The sequence below is a fragment of the Terriglobia bacterium genome, from assembly GCA_020072645.1.
GTDB lineage: Bacteria > Acidobacteriota > Terriglobia > Terriglobales > Acidobacteriaceae > Angelobacter.
On sequence record JAIQGK010000003.1, the window covers coordinates 559,037 to 579,651 of the forward strand.

The following is a 20,615-nucleotide window of genomic DNA, read 5'->3' on the forward strand; positions in this document are numbered from 1 at the left end:
GCACCGGCTATCACTTTTACACCAGAGACTGTAATTCTTCATGTCCAATCCAACCGACCCGGAAATCCAGCCAGACAAGCCGTCCTCCACCGATTCCACCGAATCGTTTCAGGACATTCTTTCGCAATTTGAGCAGAGCCATTCTCACAAGCCAGAAGAAGGCAGCCGCAGGATTGAAGCCACCGTTGTGACGCTCACGCCTGATTCCATTCTGCTCGATATCGGCTTCAAGACGGAAGGCATTCTTCCTCTCACGGCGCTGCGCCCCGGAGAAACCGTGAAGCCCGGCGACAAGCTGCTGGTCAGCGTGAAAGGCCGCGATCCGGAAGGCTATTACGAAGTTGCGCTGGGCAAGATCTCTCGCCCCATTGACTGGCCGTCTCTGGAGCAGGCATTCAATGAGAAAGCGACGATTGTCGGCACCGTAACTGCCGCGATTAAAGGCGGGTTGAGTGTCGACGTGGGCGTGCGCGCTTTTATGCCGGCTTCGCGCAGTGGAGTACGTGACACTACCGAGATGGAAAAGCTGGTCGGACAGGAAATTCGCTGCCGCATCACCAAGCTCGATGTGACGGAAGAGGACGTAGTTGTCGACCGGCGCGTGATTGCCGAAGAAGAAGAGCGCGCCAACAAAGAGCGGCGCTACTCTGAAATCCAGGAAGGGGAAACCGTTCGCGGAACGGTGCGCAGTCTGGCCGACTACGGCGCATTCGTTGATATTGGCGGCGTTGACGGCCTGCTACATGTGGCGGAAATTTCCTGGAGTCGCGTGAACAAGCCTTCTGACCTTCTTTCTGTTGGACAGGAGATTGAAGCGCGGGTGCTCAAGGTTGATCCGGAAAAGCGCCGCATTTCTCTTGGCATGAAGCAGCTTTTGCCGCATCCCTGGGACTCCGCTGCGGAAAAATATAAGCAGGGTGAGCGCGTGCGCGGCACAGTTTCTCGCCTGGCTGATTTTGGGGCGTTTGTGGAGCTTGAGCCCGGCGTTGAAGGCCTGATTCATGTTTCTGAAATGTCGTGGTCAAAAAAAGTTCGCAAGCCGAGCGATGCGGTGAAAGTCGGAGAGACCGTGGAAGCGGTGATCCTTGGCGTCAATGTGCCGGAGCGGCGTATCTCGCTGGGATTGAAACAGGCTCTGGGCGATCCATGGATTGAAGCGGCCAAGAACCTGACTATTGGCTCGGTGATTGAAGGGCCGGTGGTGAGCGTCACCAAGTTTGGCGCGTTCGTTCAGATTGCTGAAGGCGTGGAAGGAATGATCCACGTGAGCGAAATCAGCGCGGAGAAACGCATCAATCACCCGCAGGACGTGCTCAAGGTCGGGCAGACAGTGAAAGCCCAGGTGCTTGATATAGATGGAGCCAAGCGCAACGTGCGTCTCAGTATCAAACAGATGGTTCCTTCGAGTCTCGATGAATACATTGCCGAGCACAAAGAAGGTGACGCGGTTACCGGACGCGTGCAGCAGGTTAACGGTGGCGTAGCGCGGGTTGAGTTGGGAGAAGGCGTTTTTGCAACGTGCCACATGGTGGAAGATGCTCCGGCAAAGGAAGAGAAGCCAGCCGCGGTAAAACCGGCAGACCTGTCCTCGCTCACGTCGATGCTTCAGTCGCGCTGGAAGAGCGGCGCATCGCCCACAGCAGCAAAACCTGACGCGTCTTCGGCGGGGCAAATACGCAGCTTCCGCATCAGCAAGCTTGATCCTGCAGCAAAGAAGATAGAGCTGGAAATCACAAAGTAATGCGCGGTCGAACTGGCGGCAACAAATCGCAAGAAAATGAACGAAGAGAGCAAACAGCCAAGGCCGGGTGAAATGGTCGTGCTGGAAAAGATACCGGCAGGCCTGCTGGACGGGCTGCCGACAGAAGAGCAGGCTGCGATATCTGCAATTCTCGGGAAGCCTGTTGTATTGTCAGAATATGATGATATCGGCAGGGCTGAGCTTGAATTCACAGATGGTTACGGTGTAATTCACTTTATTTACGTGGATCCAAGCGTCATAACAGCAGCTAAGTGATCCTGCATCTTGTGGGGAGCTGAAAGGCATTTCCCTTGCCCGAACTTCCAGACATTGTCGTTTACATGGAAGCGCTGGAGCAGCGCGTCGTGGGGCACGTGCTGGAAAATCTTGAGGTCCGTGGCCCGTCGCTTCTTCGCACTGCCGATCCGCCTATCTATTCCATTCAAGGTCGCAAGGTAACCGCATTGCGACGTGTGGGCAAGCGCATTGCCTTTGGTTTTGACAACGATCTCTGGCTCGTCTTCCATCTTATGATCGCCGGCCGTCTGCACTGGAGCCAGAAAAAGAAGACTGCTGACGGCCGCCGCACGCTTGCCGCCTTCGATTTCGACAATGGCACGCTCACCCTTACTGAAGCCGGCACGCGCAAGCGCGCTTCGCTGCATCTTGTCCGCGGAGAAGAAGGCCTCGCCGCGCTCGATCCTGGCGGGATCGACGTCTTTGCTGCGTCGCTCGATCAATTCAGCGCCGTGCTGACTTCAGCAAATCATACTTTGAAGCGGGCACTCACTGATCCGCATTTGTTCAGTGGTATCGGTAACGCTTATTCCGATGAAATTCTTTTCCATGCGCAGCTCTCGCCCGTGCTGCTCACGCAGCGCATGAAGCCTGAAGAGATTGGGCGTCTCCATGAGGCCACAAAACAAACGTTGACCCAATGGACTGAAAATTTGCGAAAAGAGTCCGGCACAAAGTTTCCAGAGAAGGTCACAGCCTTTCGCGATGAGATGGCTGTGCATGGCCGCTATGGCAAACCCTGTCCCCGCTGCACCGCGAAGGTCCAGCGCATCCGCTATGCTTCAAATGAAACGGATTATTGCCCACGCTGCCAGACCGGCGGAAAGCTGCTGGCCGATCGCTCTCTCAGCCGCCTGTTGCACCAGGACTGGCCGCGTACACCTGAAGAACTCGAAGAACGCAAAAGAGCCTAGCCCCTGCGCGCGCTTTCGGATCATCGGCCAGAAAAAGCGTCTCGATCAGCTTGGCCACCAGCGTTTCTTTTCCGGCGTTGCTGGCATACACCAGCGCTTCCGCCACGATCACCGTTTTGCCTGCGCGCAGCACCGTGGCAGTGCAGCGCAGACGGTCGCCCATTGCCGGGCGCAGATAGTTGATCTTGAACTCCACCGTCAGAACGTCTTTGTCCCCCGAAACGGAGCGTGCTGCGCCGCCGGCCGTGTGATCGGCCATGGTGGCAATCACACCACCGTGAATGAACCCGTGCTGCTGCAGCAATCGCTCCTGAACGACGAGGCTGGTTTCGCAGACGCCCTCAGACACTTTGTCCAGCCGAATGTCAAGATCGCGTATGAAATTCGCGCGATAAAAGATCTCGCGCACATACTCGGATCCGGCTGGCTCTGGATTCATCTTTTGCGGTCTCCAGTCGTATCGTTGAAGCGGCCGTGCTTGCCTTCGCCGGATGTGAACCGCTGCGCCCCGACGCGTGATTCACCCGAGGCCAGCACCCGCAAGCCGTGCCGCAGTTCGTTGCGCCGTGCCTCTTCGGGGGAGAGAGCCCACTGCTCATAGACTGACATGCGATCTGCCCGTAAGCCATGTTGCGGAAATCCAGCGAGTGTTTGTGTCAGCTCAACCGCGGTCTTCAGGGCGTTGCCCGGTTCCACCATACGATTGACCAGCCCTATCTGCAAAGCTTCTTCAGCGGTGACGGCGCGCCCGGTAAGGATGAGGTCAAGCGCGCGGCCCTGGCCAATCATCCGTGGCAGGCGTACCGTTCCCAGGTCGATCAGCGGAACGCCAAAGCGCCGGTTAAACACGCCGAAGACCGCGTCTCGCGCGGCAACGCGGAGATCGCACCACAGAGCCAGCTCCAGCCCACCGGCTACAGCGTGGCCTTCCACGGCCGCGATGACCGGCTTGGTCAACTGCAACCATGTTGGTCCCATAGGTCCTGGGCCGTTTTCTTCAATCGCCGTTCTGCGGCCATCGACAACTTCACGCAGATCTGCTCCGGCACAGAACGTTCCCGCCGCGCCGGTCAGCACCGCCGCGCACAGCGCATCGTCGGCTTCAAATTGCTTGAATGCGGTAGCTAGCGCAGCCGCCGTGGCTGAATCCACGGCATTGCGCACATGAGGGCGGTTGATGGTGACGATCAGGACTTTGTTGTCTCTCGAAAGCAGGACTGAATCAGTGTTCGACATCTTTGTGGAGCGATTGAGAATGGATGAAGTCAAACCTTTCCCATCCTCCGCTTCCTCCGTTCCTCTGTGTTTCAAAAAGATTTTTATGAATGTGCGCTATTTGCGCCAGCTCCGCCGCGACTGCGCCGATCCTCTCCAACGCTGTTCTGACCTTCTCCGGTTCGTAGCCAACGGTGATTCGAAGATAATTTTCCGTTCCCAGATAACTGCCGGGCGCCACGAGCACAGAAGCTTTGCTGCGGATATGGTCCACCAGCTCAGCCGACGGCATATCAAAGTTGTAGCCAACGAATGCAATCGAAGTCGCCACAGCCTTACTTACGCTAAACCGGCCTTCTTGTGCGCGTACCCAGCTTTCCAGCACCGCGTGGCCTTCGCGCGAGAGCTTCTTCTGTCGATCCAGCAGCATTTTTCGCTTGGCCGGCAGTAATGCGATTTCCGCCAGCTTCATGCTCGGGCCCGCAGCGGCAATCACCGCGTATTCGTGCCGCCGCCAAAGCTCTTCCACCATCTCTGGCGCGGCCACGGCCCAGCCGATCCGCAATCCCGCCAGGCCATACGCCTTGGACATGCTGTTGACGCAGATCGCGCGTTCATACATGCCCCAGAAGCTTGGTGTCTCGCCGGCGGCAAGCTCAGTGCCACCATAGACCTCATCCGCGTGCAGCCACGCGCCGGTCTTCCGGCAGATGTTCACGATCCGCCGCATCTCTTCCTGCGAGAGAATGCTTCCGGTCGGATTGTTAGGGTTTACGATCGAAATCAGTTTGGTTTTTGGTCCCGCCAGCGACTCCAGTTCATCCACGTCCAGCCGCCAGTTGTTATCTGGGTGAAGCTGTGCCTCCTTCACGCGGCAACCCGCATTTTTTGCCAGTCCCCACACTTGACGGTAACCAGGTGAGACGACGATGACTTCATCTCCGGCTTCCAGCAGCGTGCTGCATACCATCCAGTTCGCCTGCGCCGCGCCCACTGTTACCAACACGTTTGCCGCCGACGCATTGGGATACAGCGCCGCAACGCGCTCACGCAGCACACCGGTGCCGTTGACCTCAGGATAGTAAAGCGGCAATTCCAGCAGCGGACGCGGGTCTTCACCGGCGAGCAGATCGCTTGCGTTGGCGCACTTCACTGAGCTGTCCGCCAGGTTGATCTCTACGGAGCGCTCAAATTGCGATTGAAAATATTCCAAATCGAAATTCTGAAATTCCATGCTTTTTCCTTGCTGCCGATCTAGAGACGCTGCATGCTGCATTCATCCGCTTAACGTAGAGACGTAGCATGCTACGTCTCTACACGTAGTTTGTCGAAGATGCCGAAGGGTTTCGTGGCCCAGTGTTTCTTCGTCTTTTCCAGTAAAGATAAAATGGTACTCCCAACAGCACGATCGCAGTCCCCACCAGCGTCTCTTTTCTTTTTTCTACCGCCGCATTGAGCGCCCACAGGCTGCCCAGAACGACATAAATTGCCGGCAGCCACGGATATCCGGTGCAGCGGTAAGGCCGCGGCAAGTCGGGCTTCTTGCGTCGAAGCACAAACAGCCCTACGACAGTCAACACATAGCTCAAGACCATCATGAACATCACGTAGGTAAAAAGCTCGTCATACTTGCCGCTGAGCGTAAGCACCCCAGCCCAGATTCCTTGCAGCACCAGGCTCATTACGGGCGTGTGCCAGCGCGGATGCACCCTAGCCAGAGCGCGAAAGAAAATACCGTCTTCCGCCATGGCGTAATAGACGCGCGCGCCGCTCATCAGGCATGGCGCCATGGCGCCGAAGCACGAGAGCGCCACCATCATGGAAAGCCACGGCGCCACCCTGCTTGAGAACATCGATACCGCCGCTGTTTGCGCCACGGCATCCTGCGCGGCAATCTCATTCATTGGCAGCGCGTAAACGTAAACCGCGTTGATGGAAATATAGACGACGCCCACCAGCAGCAGGCCCCAGATCAGCGCGCGCGGCACGTTGCGCTGCGGGTCTTTGACCTCGCCGCCGACAAAGGTGATGTAGACCCAGCCATCGTACGCCCAGAAAACCGCGATCAGGGCAATGCCCACACCGGTGACAATCGAGACGTGCTCATTGCCGGAAGGGACCAGCGAATGATGAAAATGGTCCCATGATCCGCGCCCCAGAAGCATCCCGCCGATCACAAAGGAGCCGATCGCGCCAAACTTTGCCCACGTGGCAATGTTCTGCAGCACCGCGCCTTTCTTTACGCCAAAAATATTGATCAGCGTTTGCAGCGCGATGGCCGCCAGCGCGATCAGGTGCCCGCGCGTTATATCGACGAAGCGCAGAGGAAGGATGACCTGCTCCGCATGCAGCGTAGGAAAGGTTTGGCCCAGGTAGGTCGCGAATCCGACGCCCAGCGCCGCCACCGTCCCCGTAGCGCTTACGGTGAAGTACATCCAGCCATAGAGAAAGCCTGCGGTGTCACCATAGGCCTCGCGCATGTAAACATATTGGCCGCCGGCGTGGGGAAACATGCCTCCTAATTCGGCAAAGGCGAAGCAGGCCAGCAGCGCCATGCCCATGCCTACCACCCAAACGGTAAGAAAAAGCCAGGGATGCCGCGTGTTGATGGCAACGTCTTTGGCGGTAAGAAAGATGCCCGAGCCGATGATGCCGCCCGCCAGCAACAGGATGGAGTCGGTAAGCGAGAGTCCGCGGACGAGTTTAGCGTCACCAGGCAATATGAGGTCCGCGCGTAAAATGCGGCTTAGATATAATCTCGTTTTTGGCGGACTAGTCAAGGGCCGGCAGTTTTGCCGCCGCTTGGAACGGAATCCCGGGGAACTTCATGGTCATCAAGCCAATTTACCTGCTTGCCGATAGCCAACTCTTTTTTTGGAAGAGCGACAGCAATTCGCTGGCTGAAAAGGTCCGCGCCGATCTGGATTCAAGCAGTCCCAAAGCCGCATACATTGGAGCATCAAACGGCGATCAGCCGGAATTCTACAGCTTGTTTCAGGCGGCAATGGAAAACATGGGAATCTCTGATTGCCGTGCTGTGCCATCCCAGCCGTCAAAAGAAGACATTGAATTCATTGAGAGCGCGGATCTCATTTTGCTTTCCGGAGGCGACGTGGAGCGGGGCTGGCAAGTGTTCGAGCAGAACGGGCTCAAGGAACTGCTGCCGCGGAAGAGGTTTGATGGCGCGGTACTGATGGGCGTTTCTGCCGGCGCGATCCAGCTTGGATTGGGATGTTTGAGCAATGCAGCCCAGCCAAAACAAGTTGATATGTTCCGCTTTGCTCCGTTCTATGTTGGCGCCCATGACGAAGAGAATGACTGGTTTGACCTGCGGGCCCTGGTCAACCTCGCTCCATCTGACGCGCGGGCGATTGGTCTCCCGACGGGCGGAGGCGCGGTCTATTACGCTGACGGAACACTGGAACCGCTGCGCAAGCCGCTGATCGAGATTGTGAAGGAAGACTCGAAGATCACAGAAAATCTACTCGGGCCGCTGGATCCAAGCCGCATGCCTCAGGACTAAATCCAAAATCCGACGAACGCCCGTCGAGCGTTCCACTTTTCGGATGCGGCCTAGTTATGTGCTCGTGCCGGTTCGTAAGGGCAAAACGGATCAGAGCCCAGCGCATCGCCTGTGTAAGCAAAGGCGCGCGCACGCGACCCTCCGCAGATGTGGCTGTATTCGCAGATTCCGCATTTTCCGTGAAACTCGTTTGGAGTGTGGAGCCCACGAAATATTTCAGAGTTGCGATAGACGTCAACCAGAGATCCGGTGCGCACGCTTCCGCAACGCAACGGAAGGAAACCGGAAGGGTAGATATCGCCCAGATGGGAAACGAAAACGATACCGTGGCCATCGCGAATCTGAAATCCCCTGTAAACCGAACTGCTCTTGATTTGGGCTGCGGGCATGCCTGCCGCATGCATTCTGTTGACCGCCAGACGGCGGTAGGAGGGGGCCTCAGTGGTCTTCACCGCGAAGGGCGCGCTCGGAACAAGATCAAGCACCCAATTCATAATGCGCTCGCCTTCTTCCGGCGAGACAGGATTCAGGGCCTTGCCGCGTCCCACGGAAATCAGGAAGAACAAACTCCAGCGCATGACGGGGAAGCTCGTCCTGAGCAGTTCGTAAATCGCCGGAAGATCATCGACGGTTTCTTCTGAAACCAGCGTGTTTACCTGGATGGGCAAGCCCAGCCGTCCTGCATGGCGCGCGGCTTCCAGAGTGCGTTCGAATGTTCCCGGAACGTTTCGGATCGCGTCATGTTTAGCGGCGGTCGATCCGTCAAGGCTCAGGCCCAGGGCCTGAATGCCATGCTGGCTCAGCTTGGTAATGGCTTCATTGGTCAGTTCCGGGGTGGCGCTGGGCGTGATGGAAACTCCGAGACCAAGGTCGCGAGCGTAATCAATCAGTTGATAGATGTCCTTGCGCCGCAAAGGATCGCCGCCGGTGAGAATCAGGTGCGGCAGGGGATCGCCAAAATCGAGCAGTTGGCGAATGAAAGACTTGCTTTCCTCGGTTTTCAATTCGAGTGGATGCGCACCCGGCATGGCTTCAGCGCGGCAATGCTTGCAGGCCAGACCGCAGGCCTGGGTCATCTCCCAGTAAACGAGCATTGGATTCTTAGAAAAATCGTGTGCCACCCGACCCATATCTGGAGCTGTGCGCGCCACTACCATGCTGCTCTCCCTCTAATCCCAAATTTCGTAAGCTTTAACTTAATGTCCAGGCAGAGAAAGGGCTGTGATAGAAGTCACAGTGAATATGTGAATGCGGAAAATTGAGGTTGTGTAGTCGTAGTTCGCATAGGGAAAGCGCTTTAAAGACCAATAAAACCAGATATTCCAAGTTAGCAAAGCCATACTTACGGCCTGTTCGGCAGCTTCACTTTGCGGTCTTCGGGCTTCATGGCGTTGAACTCTGCTGATTTTCCTTTAGGGATACTCAAGACCGTCCACGCCGCACCGCGCAGGTGCTTGCCCACGTAAAGAATTTGTCCAACGTGGTACGCCGTGTGCATCAGGCTGCGATTAGTAGCTTGCAGGATCGTATGTGCCTCGCCGCGAATGGTTATGGTTTTCGCAAAATCTTCCTTCTTGAGCGATGCGACGGTATCAAAGACGATTTTGAAGCTTGCTTCCCATCGGAGCATCAGGTCCGCGCGCGTGTCCGCTTCGGTCAGAACAAATTCCTGGTCGCGATTGCGGTCCGGCTTCTCTCCATCGGTGGTCAGGAAATCGAGCCAGCGGGAGCGCAGGTTGCCGGCCATATGCTTAACGAGCTGGGCGGCGCAGTTGGACTCGGGGTCGGGAAGCTGGAAAAATTCCGGGTCGCTCAGTTGGGCCAGGCCGCCATCGGCCAGCCGTTTGTAGCCGCGAAAGCTGCGGCGCACCTCATCAAGATAATCCGTCTCAAACGACCGGGCATCGGCCATCGCTTAACCTCCTGAATTTTCTAGCTTAGCAAGAAACTTGCACCCGAAAATGCCTCTGGTACGTATAACTGTTCAAGAGAGGTCACTTGGAGCAAACGGCGGCTTTTGAAGACGATAGGCTCAAGCTGGCGCTGACCCGGTCAGTCACGGGAGACGCACAAGCATTTGCCGAACTGGTGCGCGAGCACCAGGGCATGGTCTTCAGCATTGCCTATCACTTCCTCCAGGACCGTTCTCTTGCGGAAGACCTGGCGCAGGAAGTTTTTCTGGAGCTGTTTCAGAGCATCGATCGCATACAGTCTCCGGCGCACCTTGCGTACTGGTTGCGGCGGGTCACGGCCAACCGATGTATCGACCACGGACGTAAAAGGCATCGGCGCCGTGAGATGGCGCTGGAAGAAGCTCCGGAACCGGCGGTAACTTCGCCGTCCGCCGATCCCATGCTGCTAGAGCGGTTGCAGCAGAGCCTGGCGACGCTGCCGGAAAAACAGCGGATGGTGGTGATTATGAGGTTTCAAGAGGGGCTGGGCCCGGCGGAGATCGCGGAAGTTCTGGAGATGCCGGTGAACACCGTGAAGAGCACGCTGCATCGTTCACTGGCTGACCTGCGCAAGGGCCTGACGCGCAAGATTCGAGAGGTACGATATGCATTTTTCTGAAGACGATCTCCGTGAAGCCCTCAAGCGCAAAGATCCGGGCGAAGGCTTTACTCAGAGGGTGATGGCCAGGGTCAACCAATCCGAGGCAGAAGATATAAAGCAGCTGGCAATAAAGAAGCATAATGGGAAGTTTCTGGCGTGGTGGCTGCATCGGCCAGTGTGGGCGGCGGCCGTGGTGGCGGTGTTGCTGCTGGCCTGCGGCATCGGCGGCTATCAATACTCCGAGTATCGCCACGCCGAAGAAAATCGCATTGCCCGCGCCAAACAGCAGCAGCTCCAGCAGGAAGCGGAGCGCGCCCGCGACCAGGCAATCCTGGCGCTGGAGATTGCCCGCGCCAAGATGAACCATGTGTTGCAGCACGCTCAGCTGCAGGCAGAACCTAACGACAAGATCAGGAGAGAGCGTTTATGAACCTTGCCAACCGCAAGTTAACTCGAATTCTTATTGCCGCGGTCCTGTGCCTTTCCGCCTTGCGCGGATACGGACAGGACGCAAAGCTGCAACTTGGCAACCTGGACAAGCTGAGCGAGAAAGCCGCCCGCGTGACCGACGTGACGCTGGATGGATCACTGCTACAGTTTGCCGTGAACCTGATTGAGAAGGCCGATGACAACGATAAAGACGTGGAACAGCTCCAATCGATCATCAAAAATCTCAAGGGCATTTACATCAAGAGCTTTGAGTTCGATGAAGCCAGCCAATACAGCAAAGCCGACATTGATGCCATCCGCTCCCAGCTGAGTTCGCCGCGCTGGAGCAAAATCGTACAAAGCATGGAAAAGCGCCGCAACGAATACGACGAGATTTACGTATTGAAGAATGGCGACAAAGTTGGCGGCGTGGTGATTCTGGTGGCGGAAGCCAGGGAGCTCACGGTGGTAAACCTGGTGGGTGAGGTGCCCATGGACAAAGTCGCATCGCTGGAGAGGCACCTTGCTCCGGGAGAAAAACATTCTGACAAGCAAAAACAAAAGAAGGAGAGCGGCCATGATCAGGAATAAGCCCCTGTCATTTGCCTATGGCCTTATCATTGCAGTGTTGGTCGCGCCGGCGCAGAACGCGTTTGCGCGCGATGACTTTGGCAAAATCGTCCATCACATTGAGGTGAACTATCACGTCCATCGCCAGCACCGCTGGGTGATGGGACTGGCAGGCTTGACTGTAAAGGTCTGGCATGTTGCGGGCGTGAAAAGTTTCAAAGGCGCAATATTTGAGAACCAGCCATTTGTGAATGCGGCTTCTGATACGCGGTTTGATGAAGTCGTCCGCGCCGCCATGGATTCAGGCTGGCAGCCGCTGGTGCAGAGCTGGGACCGCCATACCGGCGAGCGCACATATATCTACGCGCAAGATCTGGGCAAAGACATGAGGGTGCTGGCTGTAAGTCTGGAATCGAATGAAGCTGTCGTTCTTCAGGTGAAAGTCGATCCTAAAAAGCTGAATGACGTTATCGAAGGAAGCTACGGCGGTCACCACCGCAGCCGTCCGACGCCGCGTGAGGAAATGGCGCCACAGAATGAAGATGGAGTCGAGCTGGCAGCTGCAACTGCACAGAGTTGGGATGGGATTTGCCTATTCACGCAGGAGGAACCACAGGCAGAGACGCAGCCGTAGATTTAAAGCGGCTTTTAGAGATAGCCGTGAACTTTAAAAACCAAGCACAAGGTCCCTCCGTCCTACTCGCGCGCTGGTAAAAAGCGCGCGCTCGCTTAACGGCCGTCGGGATGACGAGTTATAAAAAGCTTATGCAACACTAGAACCGTTCTAGCTTGCGCCTGCATATTTCTTTGCCGCGTCAGTCACGGCGATGATTAAGTCTTCCAGGTGCCGATGCGCAGTGAGATAGCTGATCACCATCATCCGGATTACGGACTGGCCGCCAATCAGCGTGGTTGAGATCCAGCGACGGCCGTCGCGCGTGACCTCATGCACAATCGCTTCATGGGCGGCGCGGCGTTCTTCTTCCGTCATTCCAGCGCGCTTAACTCGGAAATTGACGATGGGGAGCACTTGCGGCGCGGCCAGCTCAAACAGCTCTGAATTGCGCACCCAGTTGGCAAAGAACGCAGCGAGTTTTAGTTGACGGTCGATCAATTCTTCATAAGCCTGGCGTCCATGCACTCGCAAGGTCAGCCAGAGCTTCAGCGAGTTCATCCGGCGTGACCACTGCGTGCTTACCTGAAAGTTATCGAGCAGCGGCGCAGAGCCTGTTTTCTTCGGCATGTATGGTGTGCTGGTGGCGAAGGCTTGTTGCAGTATTTCCGGGTGCGACGTGAGCACCACGCCGGCGGCAAAGGGCATGGCCAGCCATTTGTGCGGGTCGATGGTCACGGAATCCGCCAGTTCCAGCCCGCGCACCAGTTGACGGTGCTGGTTAGAAAAGATGGCTGCCGCGCCGTAAGCTCCATCAACGTGCATCCATAGGTCGTGTCGTTTAGATATCTCCGCCAGCTTGGGCAAGTCATCAATTGCGCCTGAATTTGTGGTGCCGGCGGTAGCCACAACGCAGAACGGCGTGAAGCCAGCAGATTTGTCCTGGGCGATCTGCGTTTCCAGTTGTGCTGGATCCATTTGCGCGGCGGCATTTACCTGAATGCGGCGCAGCGACTTTCGGCCCAAACCAAGCAGTCCTGCTGACTTATCGAGAGAATGGTGGGACTCTGCCGACGCGTAAAGCACCGGCCTCGCGCCGCAAGACGCAAGGCCATCTTCCACCGACTGCGGGAAGCGGGTTGCCAGCGCCATGGCCATTGCGCTGAAGTTGGCTTCATTGCCGCCGCTGGTGAATGTGCCATCGAAAGGCCTGTCCCAGCCAACGCGCTCGCCGATCCAGCGCACGGTTTCGCGCTCAATGCGCGCGGCCAACTGCGAGCGCGCCAAGCTGGCCAGTTGGGGATTCAGCGCCGCCACCAGCGCTTCCGCCAGCACCGCCATGTAGGTGGGCGTCGGGTTCATCAGGCCAAAATAGTTGGCGCTGGGGACATGAAAGCCCTCAAGCACCATGTCCGAACAGAGCTGGTCCAGGACCGTTACGGCATCTTCACCAAGTTCCGGCAGTGGATCGCCAAGATCGGCAAACGTGCGCAGCTCCTCAGGAAGCTGGACAGGCCGTTGGGCCAGGCCGGAGAAATATTCGTCAATGCGGTCGATTAGTTTGTAACCAAGGCGTCGGCGTGTTTCGGAATCAAAGTCGAAGGGCATTCAGGGTATCGGATTATTTTCTCACTGCGAGGGACTCTTTTTAGTGGTGTTGTTTTGGGTGCCGATACGACAAAGGTCACAGGCAGGAGTGCCTGTGCCACAAAGGCAAAGGCATCGCAGGCGAGGGCTTTTCTACCCAATCAAGCCAAAACCGGGCTTGATTGGGGCCCAGCCTGCTGTCCATGAGGGACCGGCGACAAGGTCCAAATGATCGGAAGATCGAAAACAAACCATCAAAAAAAAGGGCGGCATCGCTGCCGCCCAGCCTCTGGAGGGAGGAGAGAGAAGGAGAATCCTATTTTGATTGCTGTTTTTGTTCTGCTTGTTTCTTCATGCTCATGCGTTCCTGCCGATGTTGCCGGCGTTCCTGCATAAGTTGAAGCGCCTTCTGCCGTTGCTCTGGAGTAAGCACGGCATAGACTTGCGACCGCATGCGTTCCTTCTCCACAATCAGGTCAGTCATAAGCTGGGCCTGTTTGTTGGCGAAGGCGCGGGCCTGGTTCTCGTCAAAACTTCCGTTTATGCTTGCGTCTTCCGCCTGTTGATTCTGGCGGAGCTGCTGCATCATCGGCTTGATCTTGGTCTTTTCGTCAGCCATGATGCCCTTGATCTGGGTTTGCTGGGCCTCAGTCAGGTTCAACTGCCTGGTCATATGTTTCAGCATCCAACCATTGTTGCGGCCAAAGCCCATGCCGCGATGCTGGGCAAAAGCGGTTGTCGCCAGGCCTGCTGCCAAGGCCATTAAAATGGCGGCGAGAATGATCGATTTTTTATGCATAACCAACTCCTTTTACAATTTGGGCGGCAGCTACATCACCCCGGCACTGCGCCGGGAAACCCCGCAATGGGCTACCACTAGTGTTAACCCGCCGGGAAGGGAAACAAAGTTATGAGTTGTTAATTCGCGTAGTATGATTCCTTCACGATTCTTAACCCCATCCTGATATCTACAGGGTTTAAGGTGACTACGTATGGTCTCAGTCCTGCTCATTGACGATGACACAGAGTTAAGCAAGCTGCTGGAGGAATATCTCCAAAGCGAACAATTCGACTTGCATGCGGCGCATGATGGCCCCAGCGGCCTGGAAAAAGCGCTCGCCAACAACTATTCCGCAGTGATCCTGGACGTGATGCTTCCGGGCATGAGCGGACTTGATGTGCTCAAGCAGCTTCGGCAAAAGAGCGCGGTGCCGGTCTTGATGTTGACGGCGCGCGGCAGTGAACTGGACCGCATTCTGGGCCTGGAACTTGGAGCGGACGACTATCTGCCCAAGCCTTTCAATCCCCGCGAACTGGTTGCCCGCTTGCGCGCGATCCTGCGCCGCTCGGCAACTGGAGCAACGCCTTCAGCTTCACAGCCAGTCCATTTGGCGGGTGTTGACCTGCACCCGGATTCGCGCAGCGTCACTTGCAACGGGAAGCCCGTCGCGCTTACCGGGGCGGAATTCGACCTTCTGTATTCATTCCTGCGCAGTCCGGGCAAGATCATCAGCCGTGAGGACCTGACGCAGGCTGCGCTGGGCAGGCCGATGTCTCCCATGGACCGTAGCATTGACGTGCATGTGAGCAATCTTAGACGCAAGCTGGGGCCTTATGACGGAGAGCAGGAACGCATTAAGGCGATCCGCGGCAGCGGTTACGTCTATCTGCTTCCAGGAGAGCAGCAGTGAAATACCGCAGTTTGTTCCTGAAAATATTTTTCTGCTTCTGGCTGGCCGCCGCAGCCATGATCAGCACGTTGAACATCATGCTCTGGTTCTCCTTCAACCAGGATCCCAATCCGGAGCGCAGGCGAGGCGCCCTGGGCGAGGCGCTCAATCTATATGCCGAGTCCGCGGTGCAGGTTTATGACAGCGAGGGGCCGCAGGCCTTCGAGCAATTTGTCAACCGCTCACTCAAGGAAGCCGGCACCGAAATCGAACTATTCGATGGCGATGGAAAGTCACTCACCGCGCCCACGGCGGCCGAAGCGTATAGCGTAGCCAACGAGATCAAGCAGACCCAGCAACATATTTCGCACGTTACCTCCCTTGGCAGGATGACCTGGGGAAGGCCGGTAGTTGCACCGAGCGGACGTGTCTTTATTTTTGTTACGCGTTTGCGCCAGCCTTACGTTTTCCGCGGCCTGCCTTCCTGGGGCATTGCGCTCAGCATTCTGGCGGCCGGAGTGATTTCTTACTTCCTGGCACTCTACCTTACGTCGCCGGTAAAGAAATTGAAGTCCGTAGTCCAATCTTTTGCTGAAGGAAATCTGGAAGCACGCGTTACGCCGCAGCTAGGCAGTCGGCATGACGAACTGGCCGATCTGGGCCGTGAGTTCGACCACATGGCGGAACGCATTGCAGCGCTTATCTCATCCCAAAAGCGCCTGCTGGCCGATATCTCTCACGAACTGCGGTCGCCCCTTGCCCGGTTGACCGTGGCGTTGGCGCTGGCGCGCAAAAACACCACCACCAAAGGTGAGGCCGCGCTGGACAGGATTGAAATGGAGTCCGAGCGGGTGAATGCTCTAGTAGGACAGTTGCTGGCCCTTACGCGGCTGGAAAGCGGCGCCGAAAGCGTGCCTCCTGAAACAGTTGCGCTAGAAGAGCTGCTGGAAGAAGTGATTGACGACGCCAACTATGAAGCCAAGCCGCTGCATAAAGAAGTGAGAGTGCTGCAGCTTGCGCCGTGCCGTGTACGTGGATCATCAGAGCTTTTGCGCAGCGGAATTGAAAATGTGATTCGCAACGCCATTCGTTACACGGCTGAAGGTACCGCCGTTGAAGTTTGTCTTACCACGCGGCTCGATAACGCCGTTGTGACGGTACGCGATCACGGTCCGGGCGTTCCCGATTCCGAGTTGCAGCACATCTTTGAGCCTTTTTATCGGGTAGGCGAAGCGCGCGAGCGTTCCAGCGGCGGCGTGGGCCTGGGGCTTTCCATTGCCGACCGGACAATCAAGCTTCACGGCGGCACTATACGCGCTGAAAACGTGAATGGCGGACTTTTAATCACGATAGGCATTCCGCTCTCCGTTGCGCCGACCACTCTGCAACCTGCCGCCGAGAGAGTGCCAGTGGCCTAAGTATGTTGGCTTAGAGAAAGCACGTTGCCCTCGGGATCTTTGAACCAAGCGACTTTGTCTCCGTTTGGCGTGGTCCAAATGCCAAGTTTCTGGTCCTCGACAAAAGGATACTTCTCGAATGTGACGCCGCGACCAGTTAGCCATTGGACCGTCGCCTCAATGTCGGTGACTTCCCAGCCCATCACGGTGTACTGGGCAGGCGTGAATTTAGCACCCTTTACAATGCGGATCATGGACTCGCCGGCCTGCATAACCAGCGCAAATTGATCGTCGCTCACAAACTTGAAGCCAAGTTTGCCTTCGTAAAATTCCCGGGATAACGCGGAGTTTTTGGTCGGAACAAAACCAATGAGTTTGCAGCCAGCCAGCATAGGTGACCTCCTGAAAGTCAGGGCGAAACAATAACACGCCGTGACTAATTCAGGTTGCTTTGCACAAAAAACAAATCTCACCACAGATGAACACGGATAACACGGATTTTGTTCATTCAAGAATGGTCTTAATTGAACTTTTCTGATCCGTGTAAATCAGTGTTATCCGCTGTATCCGTGGTAAGGTTTGGTTTTTTGTGCACACCGCTCAGGCAGCTTTTTCTCCCGGCTCTTTGGCTTCAGGATGTCCGCGCTTGGCAGCGGCATTTTCAATTTCTGAATTGATCTCGCCACCCAGCAATATGGCCATACCGGAGATATAAAGCCAGAGGAGCAAAATAATTACCGCGCCCAACGATCCATACGTCTTGCTATAGCTGTTGAAGAAGTGCAGGTACACGCGAAAGAGCAGGGAAGCGCCGATCCAGGTGAGAACACCCATGACAGAGCCGGGAGTGATCCACTGCCACTTTTGCTCGGTGTCCGGTCCCCAGTAATACAGAAGCGCGAAAGAGAAGACTACAAAAAATAACGCAATCGGCCACTGCACAATACGCCAGGCGATCATGGAGATGCTGCTCAATCCAAGATGCGACCCGACAAAGTTAACGATATCGCCTCCATATAGAACGATTGCCAGGGCGGCAATTGTGAGCGCGGAGATTGCGACAGTCAGAGCGATAGCCATTAACCTTTGTTTCCACCATGGGCGGGAATCCTTCACGTGGTAGCAGCGGTTGAGTGCGTCCATGATTGAAACGATTCCACCGGAGCCCGACCAGACGGCAAGCGCTAATCCAAAAGCAAGCTTGAGTCCGGAACTATTATTGGCAATTTCTTTCAGCGTCTTCTGGATCAATGTGTAGGCGTCACCCGGCATGAATCTGGCGGTGTAATTCAGCAGGCTTGATTGCAGGTCATGGCTCTGCGCAAAAAGTCCCAGCATGGCCATGAGGAAAAAGATCATGGGAAACAGCGCGGAAACAAAGTAGTAAGCCAGCGCAGCCGAGCGGGTGAGCACTTCATCTTCATCAATCTCATGGTAGACGCGCTTGGATAATTGCAGCGGCGTGAGGCCGCCGAGCTTCCAGGGCGATGTGCGTTCTTTCACCGCTTCCGTGTGAGATTCCGTTTGTTCCGCAAATTTGTAGAGACGCATCCGCAGTACCCCAGCTGGCGTTCCAAAAAGTGACCTGCTGTTGAGTTGGATGAGATGTGGGGAAGAAGGGAAACTGCTGGCCAGAGCTGCCGGATTTTTAATCGCCGATTTTTAATCACCCTGGGGAAGCCGACCGGATAAAAGAACCAGGTAACTTTGCGATGAAATTTTCTTGTCATGCACAAGAGAACTCGTCACATTGTCGCCGCGCCCTTTTATTCCGCTCAGCTCCCATCAGGGTGAGAGAGAAAAGAATGAATACTCATATGACGGCAAAAACACTGGAGAGTTACCAAAAAGCGAGTAAATAAAGTTGTAAAAAAAGTTTTACAAGATGGAACCTATTTTCCGGGAAGACGTATTACTAACCAAGAGCTGCAAACATCGTCAAAAAAGGTTGCAGCACGAGAATACAAACAGATTTTTCCTGGAGGCGTTATGGATGCTAAGTGGAACAATATCGTAGACAACACCATGGTGAGGATTGCAATGGTGGTGGTTGGTTTTGGCGCGTGGCTGGCGATCGGCTACGGTTTGCTGGCGGCCTGAAGGCGGAGTTGCTTAATCAGCTCCGCCCCAGCTGTTCTTCATGTGAACGGGGCGAAGCGGCAGGTTTCAGACTCGGGCTACTTCCGCATTCTTGACTGAACCATAACGTGTTTCCACGTACTCGTTCAGTATGTCAAAGAATTCGGCGACAATGTGGTCGCCCTTCAGCGTAGTCATCAGCCTTCCGTCAACAAACACCGGAGCCTTGGGCTCTTCAAAAGTTCCTGGCAGTGAGATGCCAATGTTGGCATGTTTGGATTCGCCGGGGCCATTTACCACGCAACCCATCACAGCAACTTTTAGCTCTTCGATCCCTGGATACTTGTCTTTCCAGACTGGCATACTCGTGCGCAGATAGCTTTGAATTTGTTCAGCCATTTTCTGGAAGAAAGTGCTGGTAGTACGTCCGCAACCGGGGCAGGCGGTGACTTGCGGAGTGAAGCTGCGTATCCCCAGCGATTGCAGAATCTGCTGGCCGACAAAAACTTCTTCAGCGCGGTTGCCGTTGGGGGCGGGTGTGAGCGATACGCGAATGGTGTCTCCAATGCCTTCTTGCAAAAGCACTGCCAGGCCTGCTGCGCTGCCGACAATCCCCTTGGCGCCCATACCGGCTTCGGTAAGCCCAAGATGGAGCGGGTAATCGCACTTGGAGGCGAGCATGCGGTAAACGTCGATCAGGTCCTGTACGCCGCTGACCTTGGCGCTGAGAATGATGTAGTTATGCGGCAGGCCAAACTCTTCCGCCAGTTCGGCTGAACGCAAGGCGCTTTCGACCATCGCGTCCATGGTGACATCGCGCGCGTCTTTTGGATTGGCGCTGCGGGAGTTCTCGTCCATCATGCGAGTGAGAAGTTGCTGGTCCAGCGAACCCCAGTTCACGCCGATCCGCACCGGCTTGTCATTTTTGACGGCCACTTCAACCATGGCGCGAAAATTGTCATCATTCTTGCGGCCCACGCTTACGTTTCCGGGATTGATGCGGTATTTAGCCAGGGCCTGCGCGCATTCAGGGTATTTCGTCAGCAAAAGATGGCCGTTATAGTGAAAGTCGCCAATGATGGGAACGTGGATGTTTTGCTTTGCCAGTTCTTCAAAAATGGCTGGGACAGCCTGAGCCGCGGCATCGTTATTCACCGTCACGCGGACCATTTCCGAGCCCGCCCGGGCTAGCTGTGCTACCTGCTGCACGGTGGATTGCACGTCCGCCGTGTCAGTGTTTGTCATTGACTGCACGACTACGGGCGCATCTCCGCCCACGCGCACATTGCCTATTTTTGCTGTTACGCTCTTCCTGCGCTGAATGATTGCCATTCTCTCTAGTTTACCCGATTTTCCCGCGTCATTCGCTCCAAAAGGGGTTACCAGAGGCCTTCTCCTCAGGCGTGAAAACTGAGTTATTCGTTTGTAGTATAAAGCGACTGGGCGGGTTCTCGTCGAACTACTAATTGTGCCGCTTTTGCCAAAGCCCAGAGGGCGAGGACAGGCAACCAGACCCAAAGAATCTCATTCCAGAGAATACGCAGACCGCGCGCGCCGAAAAACCTGCCGACCCCTATCGGCGAGACGTGAATCGGCCGCCAGGGCAAAAAATAACGCTGAAGATCGAATGGTGAGAAGAAGGCAATACCCAGGCCTCCGTCGGTCATAGCGTCAAGGATTCCGTGAGTGGCTGTCACGGCGAAGAGCAGGACCGCCAACATCCATGGGCGGCGAAATGTCCTGCTGAACCCCGCCGTCACACAAACTGCAAGGATTATGGCAAACGTGAGCGAGTGTGTAATCCCACGGTGTCCGCAAAAAGAGCTATATGGAATCCCCAGACGAAATCCAATGGAATCGATGTCTGGCAGGATCGAGCAAACAATGAGCAGGCACCAGAAACGCCAGTCTTTGCGCCAATCAGATGTTCCCGTCTGGCCTAATGCGGTCCCAACGAATGCGTGGGTAAAAAGACTCGCCATCCGGCTATTGTTTCAGATCATATCCGCAAACCGTTTAGAATCTCT

General features: G+C 55.8%; 22 protein-coding genes. 10 read left to right on the plus strand and 12 right to left on the minus strand.

Going from position 1 to position 20,615, the window contains the following annotated elements; genetic code table 11:
* Nucleotides 1-40 precede the first annotated feature (40 nt).
* From LAO76_05900 to LAO76_05910, 3 genes are read left to right on the plus strand one after another with little or no spacing between them, the layout of a single operon-like run.
* Complete coding sequence (locus LAO76_05900; protein MBZ5490445.1) at nt 41-1,741, plus strand: 30S ribosomal protein S1; 1,701 nt, start codon at nt 41-43, stop codon at nt 1,739-1,741.
* Nucleotides 1,742-1,777: 36 nt separating this feature from the next.
* On the plus strand, nt 1,778-2,017 hold the full coding sequence (locus LAO76_05905) for a hypothetical protein (GenBank protein MBZ5490446.1): 240 nt from the start codon (nt 1,778-1,780) through the stop codon (nt 2,015-2,017).
* 35 nt (nt 2,018-2,052) lie between these two features.
* Nucleotides 2,053-2,952, plus strand: a complete 900-nt coding sequence (locus LAO76_05910) for a formamidopyrimidine-DNA glycosylase (protein MBZ5490447.1) — start codon at nt 2,053-2,055, stop codon at nt 2,950-2,952.
* Here the strand turns inward: LAO76_05910 and LAO76_05915 are convergent.
* The 4 genes from LAO76_05915 to LAO76_05930 all read right to left on the minus strand — a co-directional run bounded on the left by LAO76_05915 (nt 2,885) and on the right by LAO76_05930 (nt 6,887).
* Complete coding sequence (locus LAO76_05915; GenBank protein MBZ5490448.1) at nt 2,885-3,391, minus strand: PaaI family thioesterase; 507 nt, start codon at nt 3,389-3,391, stop codon at nt 2,885-2,887. The two genes, LAO76_05910 and LAO76_05915, sit on opposite strands and share 68 nt — an antisense overlap.
* Nucleotides 3,388-4,188: a crotonase/enoyl-CoA hydratase family protein gene (locus tag LAO76_05920; protein ID MBZ5490449.1), complete on the minus strand. Its 801-nt coding sequence runs from the start codon at nt 4,186-4,188 to the stop codon at nt 3,388-3,390. Before LAO76_05920 ends, LAO76_05915 begins: the two co-directional genes overlap by 4 nt.
* Nucleotides 4,175-5,401 carry an aminotransferase class I/II-fold pyridoxal phosphate-dependent enzyme gene (locus LAO76_05925; protein MBZ5490450.1) on the minus strand — a complete coding sequence of 409 codons (1,227 nt, stop codon included), beginning with the start codon at nt 5,399-5,401 and terminating at the stop codon, nt 4,175-4,177. Before LAO76_05925 ends, LAO76_05920 begins: the two co-directional genes overlap by 14 nt.
* 79 nt (nt 5,402-5,480) lie before the next feature.
* On the minus strand, nt 5,481-6,887 hold the full coding sequence (locus tag LAO76_05930) for an amino acid permease (protein MBZ5490451.1): 1,407 nt from the start codon (nt 6,885-6,887) through the stop codon (nt 5,481-5,483).
* 107 nt (nt 6,888-6,994) lie between these two features.
* On the opposite strand from LAO76_05930, the gene LAO76_05935 reads away from it, so the two are divergent.
* Complete coding sequence (locus tag LAO76_05935) at nt 6,995-7,690, plus strand: Type 1 glutamine amidotransferase-like domain-containing protein (GenBank protein MBZ5490452.1); 696 nt, start codon at nt 6,995-6,997, stop codon at nt 7,688-7,690.
* Nucleotides 7,691-7,740: 50 nt separating this feature from the next.
* Here LAO76_05935 and LAO76_05940 read toward each other — a convergent pair whose 3' ends face one another.
* Together LAO76_05940 and LAO76_05945 are read right to left on the minus strand one after the other, a co-directional pair.
* Nucleotides 7,741-8,847 carry a TIGR04053 family radical SAM/SPASM domain-containing protein gene (locus LAO76_05940; GenBank protein MBZ5490453.1) on the minus strand — a complete coding sequence of 369 codons (1,107 nt, stop codon included), beginning with the start codon at nt 8,845-8,847 and terminating at the stop codon, nt 7,741-7,743.
* Nucleotides 8,848-9,032: 185 nt separating this feature from the next.
* On the minus strand, nt 9,033-9,602 hold the full coding sequence (locus LAO76_05945; protein MBZ5490454.1) for a DUF1572 domain-containing protein: 570 nt from the start codon (nt 9,600-9,602) through the stop codon (nt 9,033-9,035).
* 86 nt (nt 9,603-9,688) lie between these two features.
* Here LAO76_05945 and LAO76_05950 point away from each other — a divergent pair, with 86 nt between their 5' ends.
* The 4 genes from LAO76_05950 to LAO76_05965 are packed head-to-tail and all read left to right on the plus strand — an operon-like array spanning nt 9,689 to nt 11,876.
* The gene (locus tag LAO76_05950; protein ID MBZ5490455.1) at nt 9,689-10,261 is read left to right on the plus strand and encodes an RNA polymerase sigma factor; all 573 of its coding nucleotides are present in this window, start codon (nt 9,689-9,691) and stop codon (nt 10,259-10,261) included.
* On the plus strand, nt 10,248-10,673 hold the full coding sequence (locus LAO76_05955; GenBank protein MBZ5490456.1) for a hypothetical protein: 426 nt from the start codon (nt 10,248-10,250) through the stop codon (nt 10,671-10,673). Before LAO76_05950 ends, LAO76_05955 begins: the two co-directional genes overlap by 14 nt.
* Entirely contained in the window at nt 10,670-11,263 is a 594-nt protein-coding gene (locus LAO76_05960) for a DUF4252 domain-containing protein (GenBank protein MBZ5490457.1), read from the plus strand. The genes LAO76_05955 and LAO76_05960 overlap by 4 nt, the downstream gene beginning before the upstream one ends.
* Complete coding sequence (locus LAO76_05965; GenBank protein ID MBZ5490458.1) at nt 11,250-11,876, plus strand: hypothetical protein; 627 nt, start codon at nt 11,250-11,252, stop codon at nt 11,874-11,876. Before LAO76_05960 ends, LAO76_05965 begins: the two co-directional genes overlap by 14 nt.
* Before the next feature lie 150 nt (nt 11,877-12,026).
* On the opposite strand, the gene LAO76_05970 is transcribed toward LAO76_05965, so the two are convergent.
* Nucleotides 12,027-13,463 (minus strand): hypothetical protein, encoded by a 1,437-nt coding sequence (locus LAO76_05970; GenBank protein MBZ5490459.1) that lies wholly within the window; start codon nt 13,461-13,463, stop codon nt 12,027-12,029.
* Between the two features lie 295 nt (nt 13,464-13,758).
* Entirely contained in the window at nt 13,759-14,241 is a 483-nt protein-coding gene (locus tag LAO76_05975) for a Spy/CpxP family protein refolding chaperone (protein MBZ5490460.1), read from the minus strand.
* Between the two features lie 193 nt (nt 14,242-14,434).
* Between LAO76_05975 and LAO76_05980 the strand changes: the two genes are divergently transcribed.
* Both LAO76_05980 and LAO76_05985 read left to right on the plus strand, forming a co-directional pair.
* Complete coding sequence (locus LAO76_05980) at nt 14,435-15,133, plus strand: response regulator transcription factor (GenBank protein MBZ5490461.1); 699 nt, start codon at nt 14,435-14,437, stop codon at nt 15,131-15,133.
* Nucleotides 15,130-16,530 carry a HAMP domain-containing protein gene (locus LAO76_05985; GenBank protein MBZ5490462.1) on the plus strand — a complete coding sequence of 467 codons (1,401 nt, stop codon included), beginning with the start codon at nt 15,130-15,132 and terminating at the stop codon, nt 16,528-16,530. The genes LAO76_05980 and LAO76_05985 overlap by 4 nt, the downstream gene beginning before the upstream one ends.
* On the opposite strand, the gene LAO76_05990 is transcribed toward LAO76_05985, so the two are convergent.
* The 4 genes from LAO76_05990 to LAO76_06005 all read right to left on the minus strand — a co-directional run bounded on the left by LAO76_05990 (nt 16,527) and on the right by LAO76_06005 (nt 20,570).
* Nucleotides 16,527-16,901 carry a VOC family protein gene (locus tag LAO76_05990; GenBank protein ID MBZ5490463.1) on the minus strand — a complete coding sequence of 125 codons (375 nt, stop codon included), beginning with the start codon at nt 16,899-16,901 and terminating at the stop codon, nt 16,527-16,529. The two genes, LAO76_05985 and LAO76_05990, sit on opposite strands and share 4 nt — an antisense overlap.
* 208 nt (nt 16,902-17,109) lie before the next feature.
* On the minus strand, nt 17,110-18,060 hold the full coding sequence (locus LAO76_05995; GenBank protein MBZ5490464.1) for a YihY/virulence factor BrkB family protein: 951 nt from the start codon (nt 18,058-18,060) through the stop codon (nt 17,110-17,112).
* 615 nt (nt 18,061-18,675) lie between these two features.
* A complete protein-coding gene (ispG, locus tag LAO76_06000) occupies nt 18,676-19,920 on the minus strand; it encodes a flavodoxin-dependent (E)-4-hydroxy-3-methylbut-2-enyl-diphosphate synthase (GenBank protein ID MBZ5490465.1) in 1,245 nt (414 codons plus the stop codon).
* Nucleotides 19,921-20,003: 83 nt separating this feature from the next.
* Nucleotides 20,004-20,570, minus strand: a complete 567-nt coding sequence (locus tag LAO76_06005; protein ID MBZ5490466.1) for a metal-dependent hydrolase — start codon at nt 20,568-20,570, stop codon at nt 20,004-20,006.
* Between the last annotated feature and the right edge of the window lie 45 nt (nt 20,571-20,615).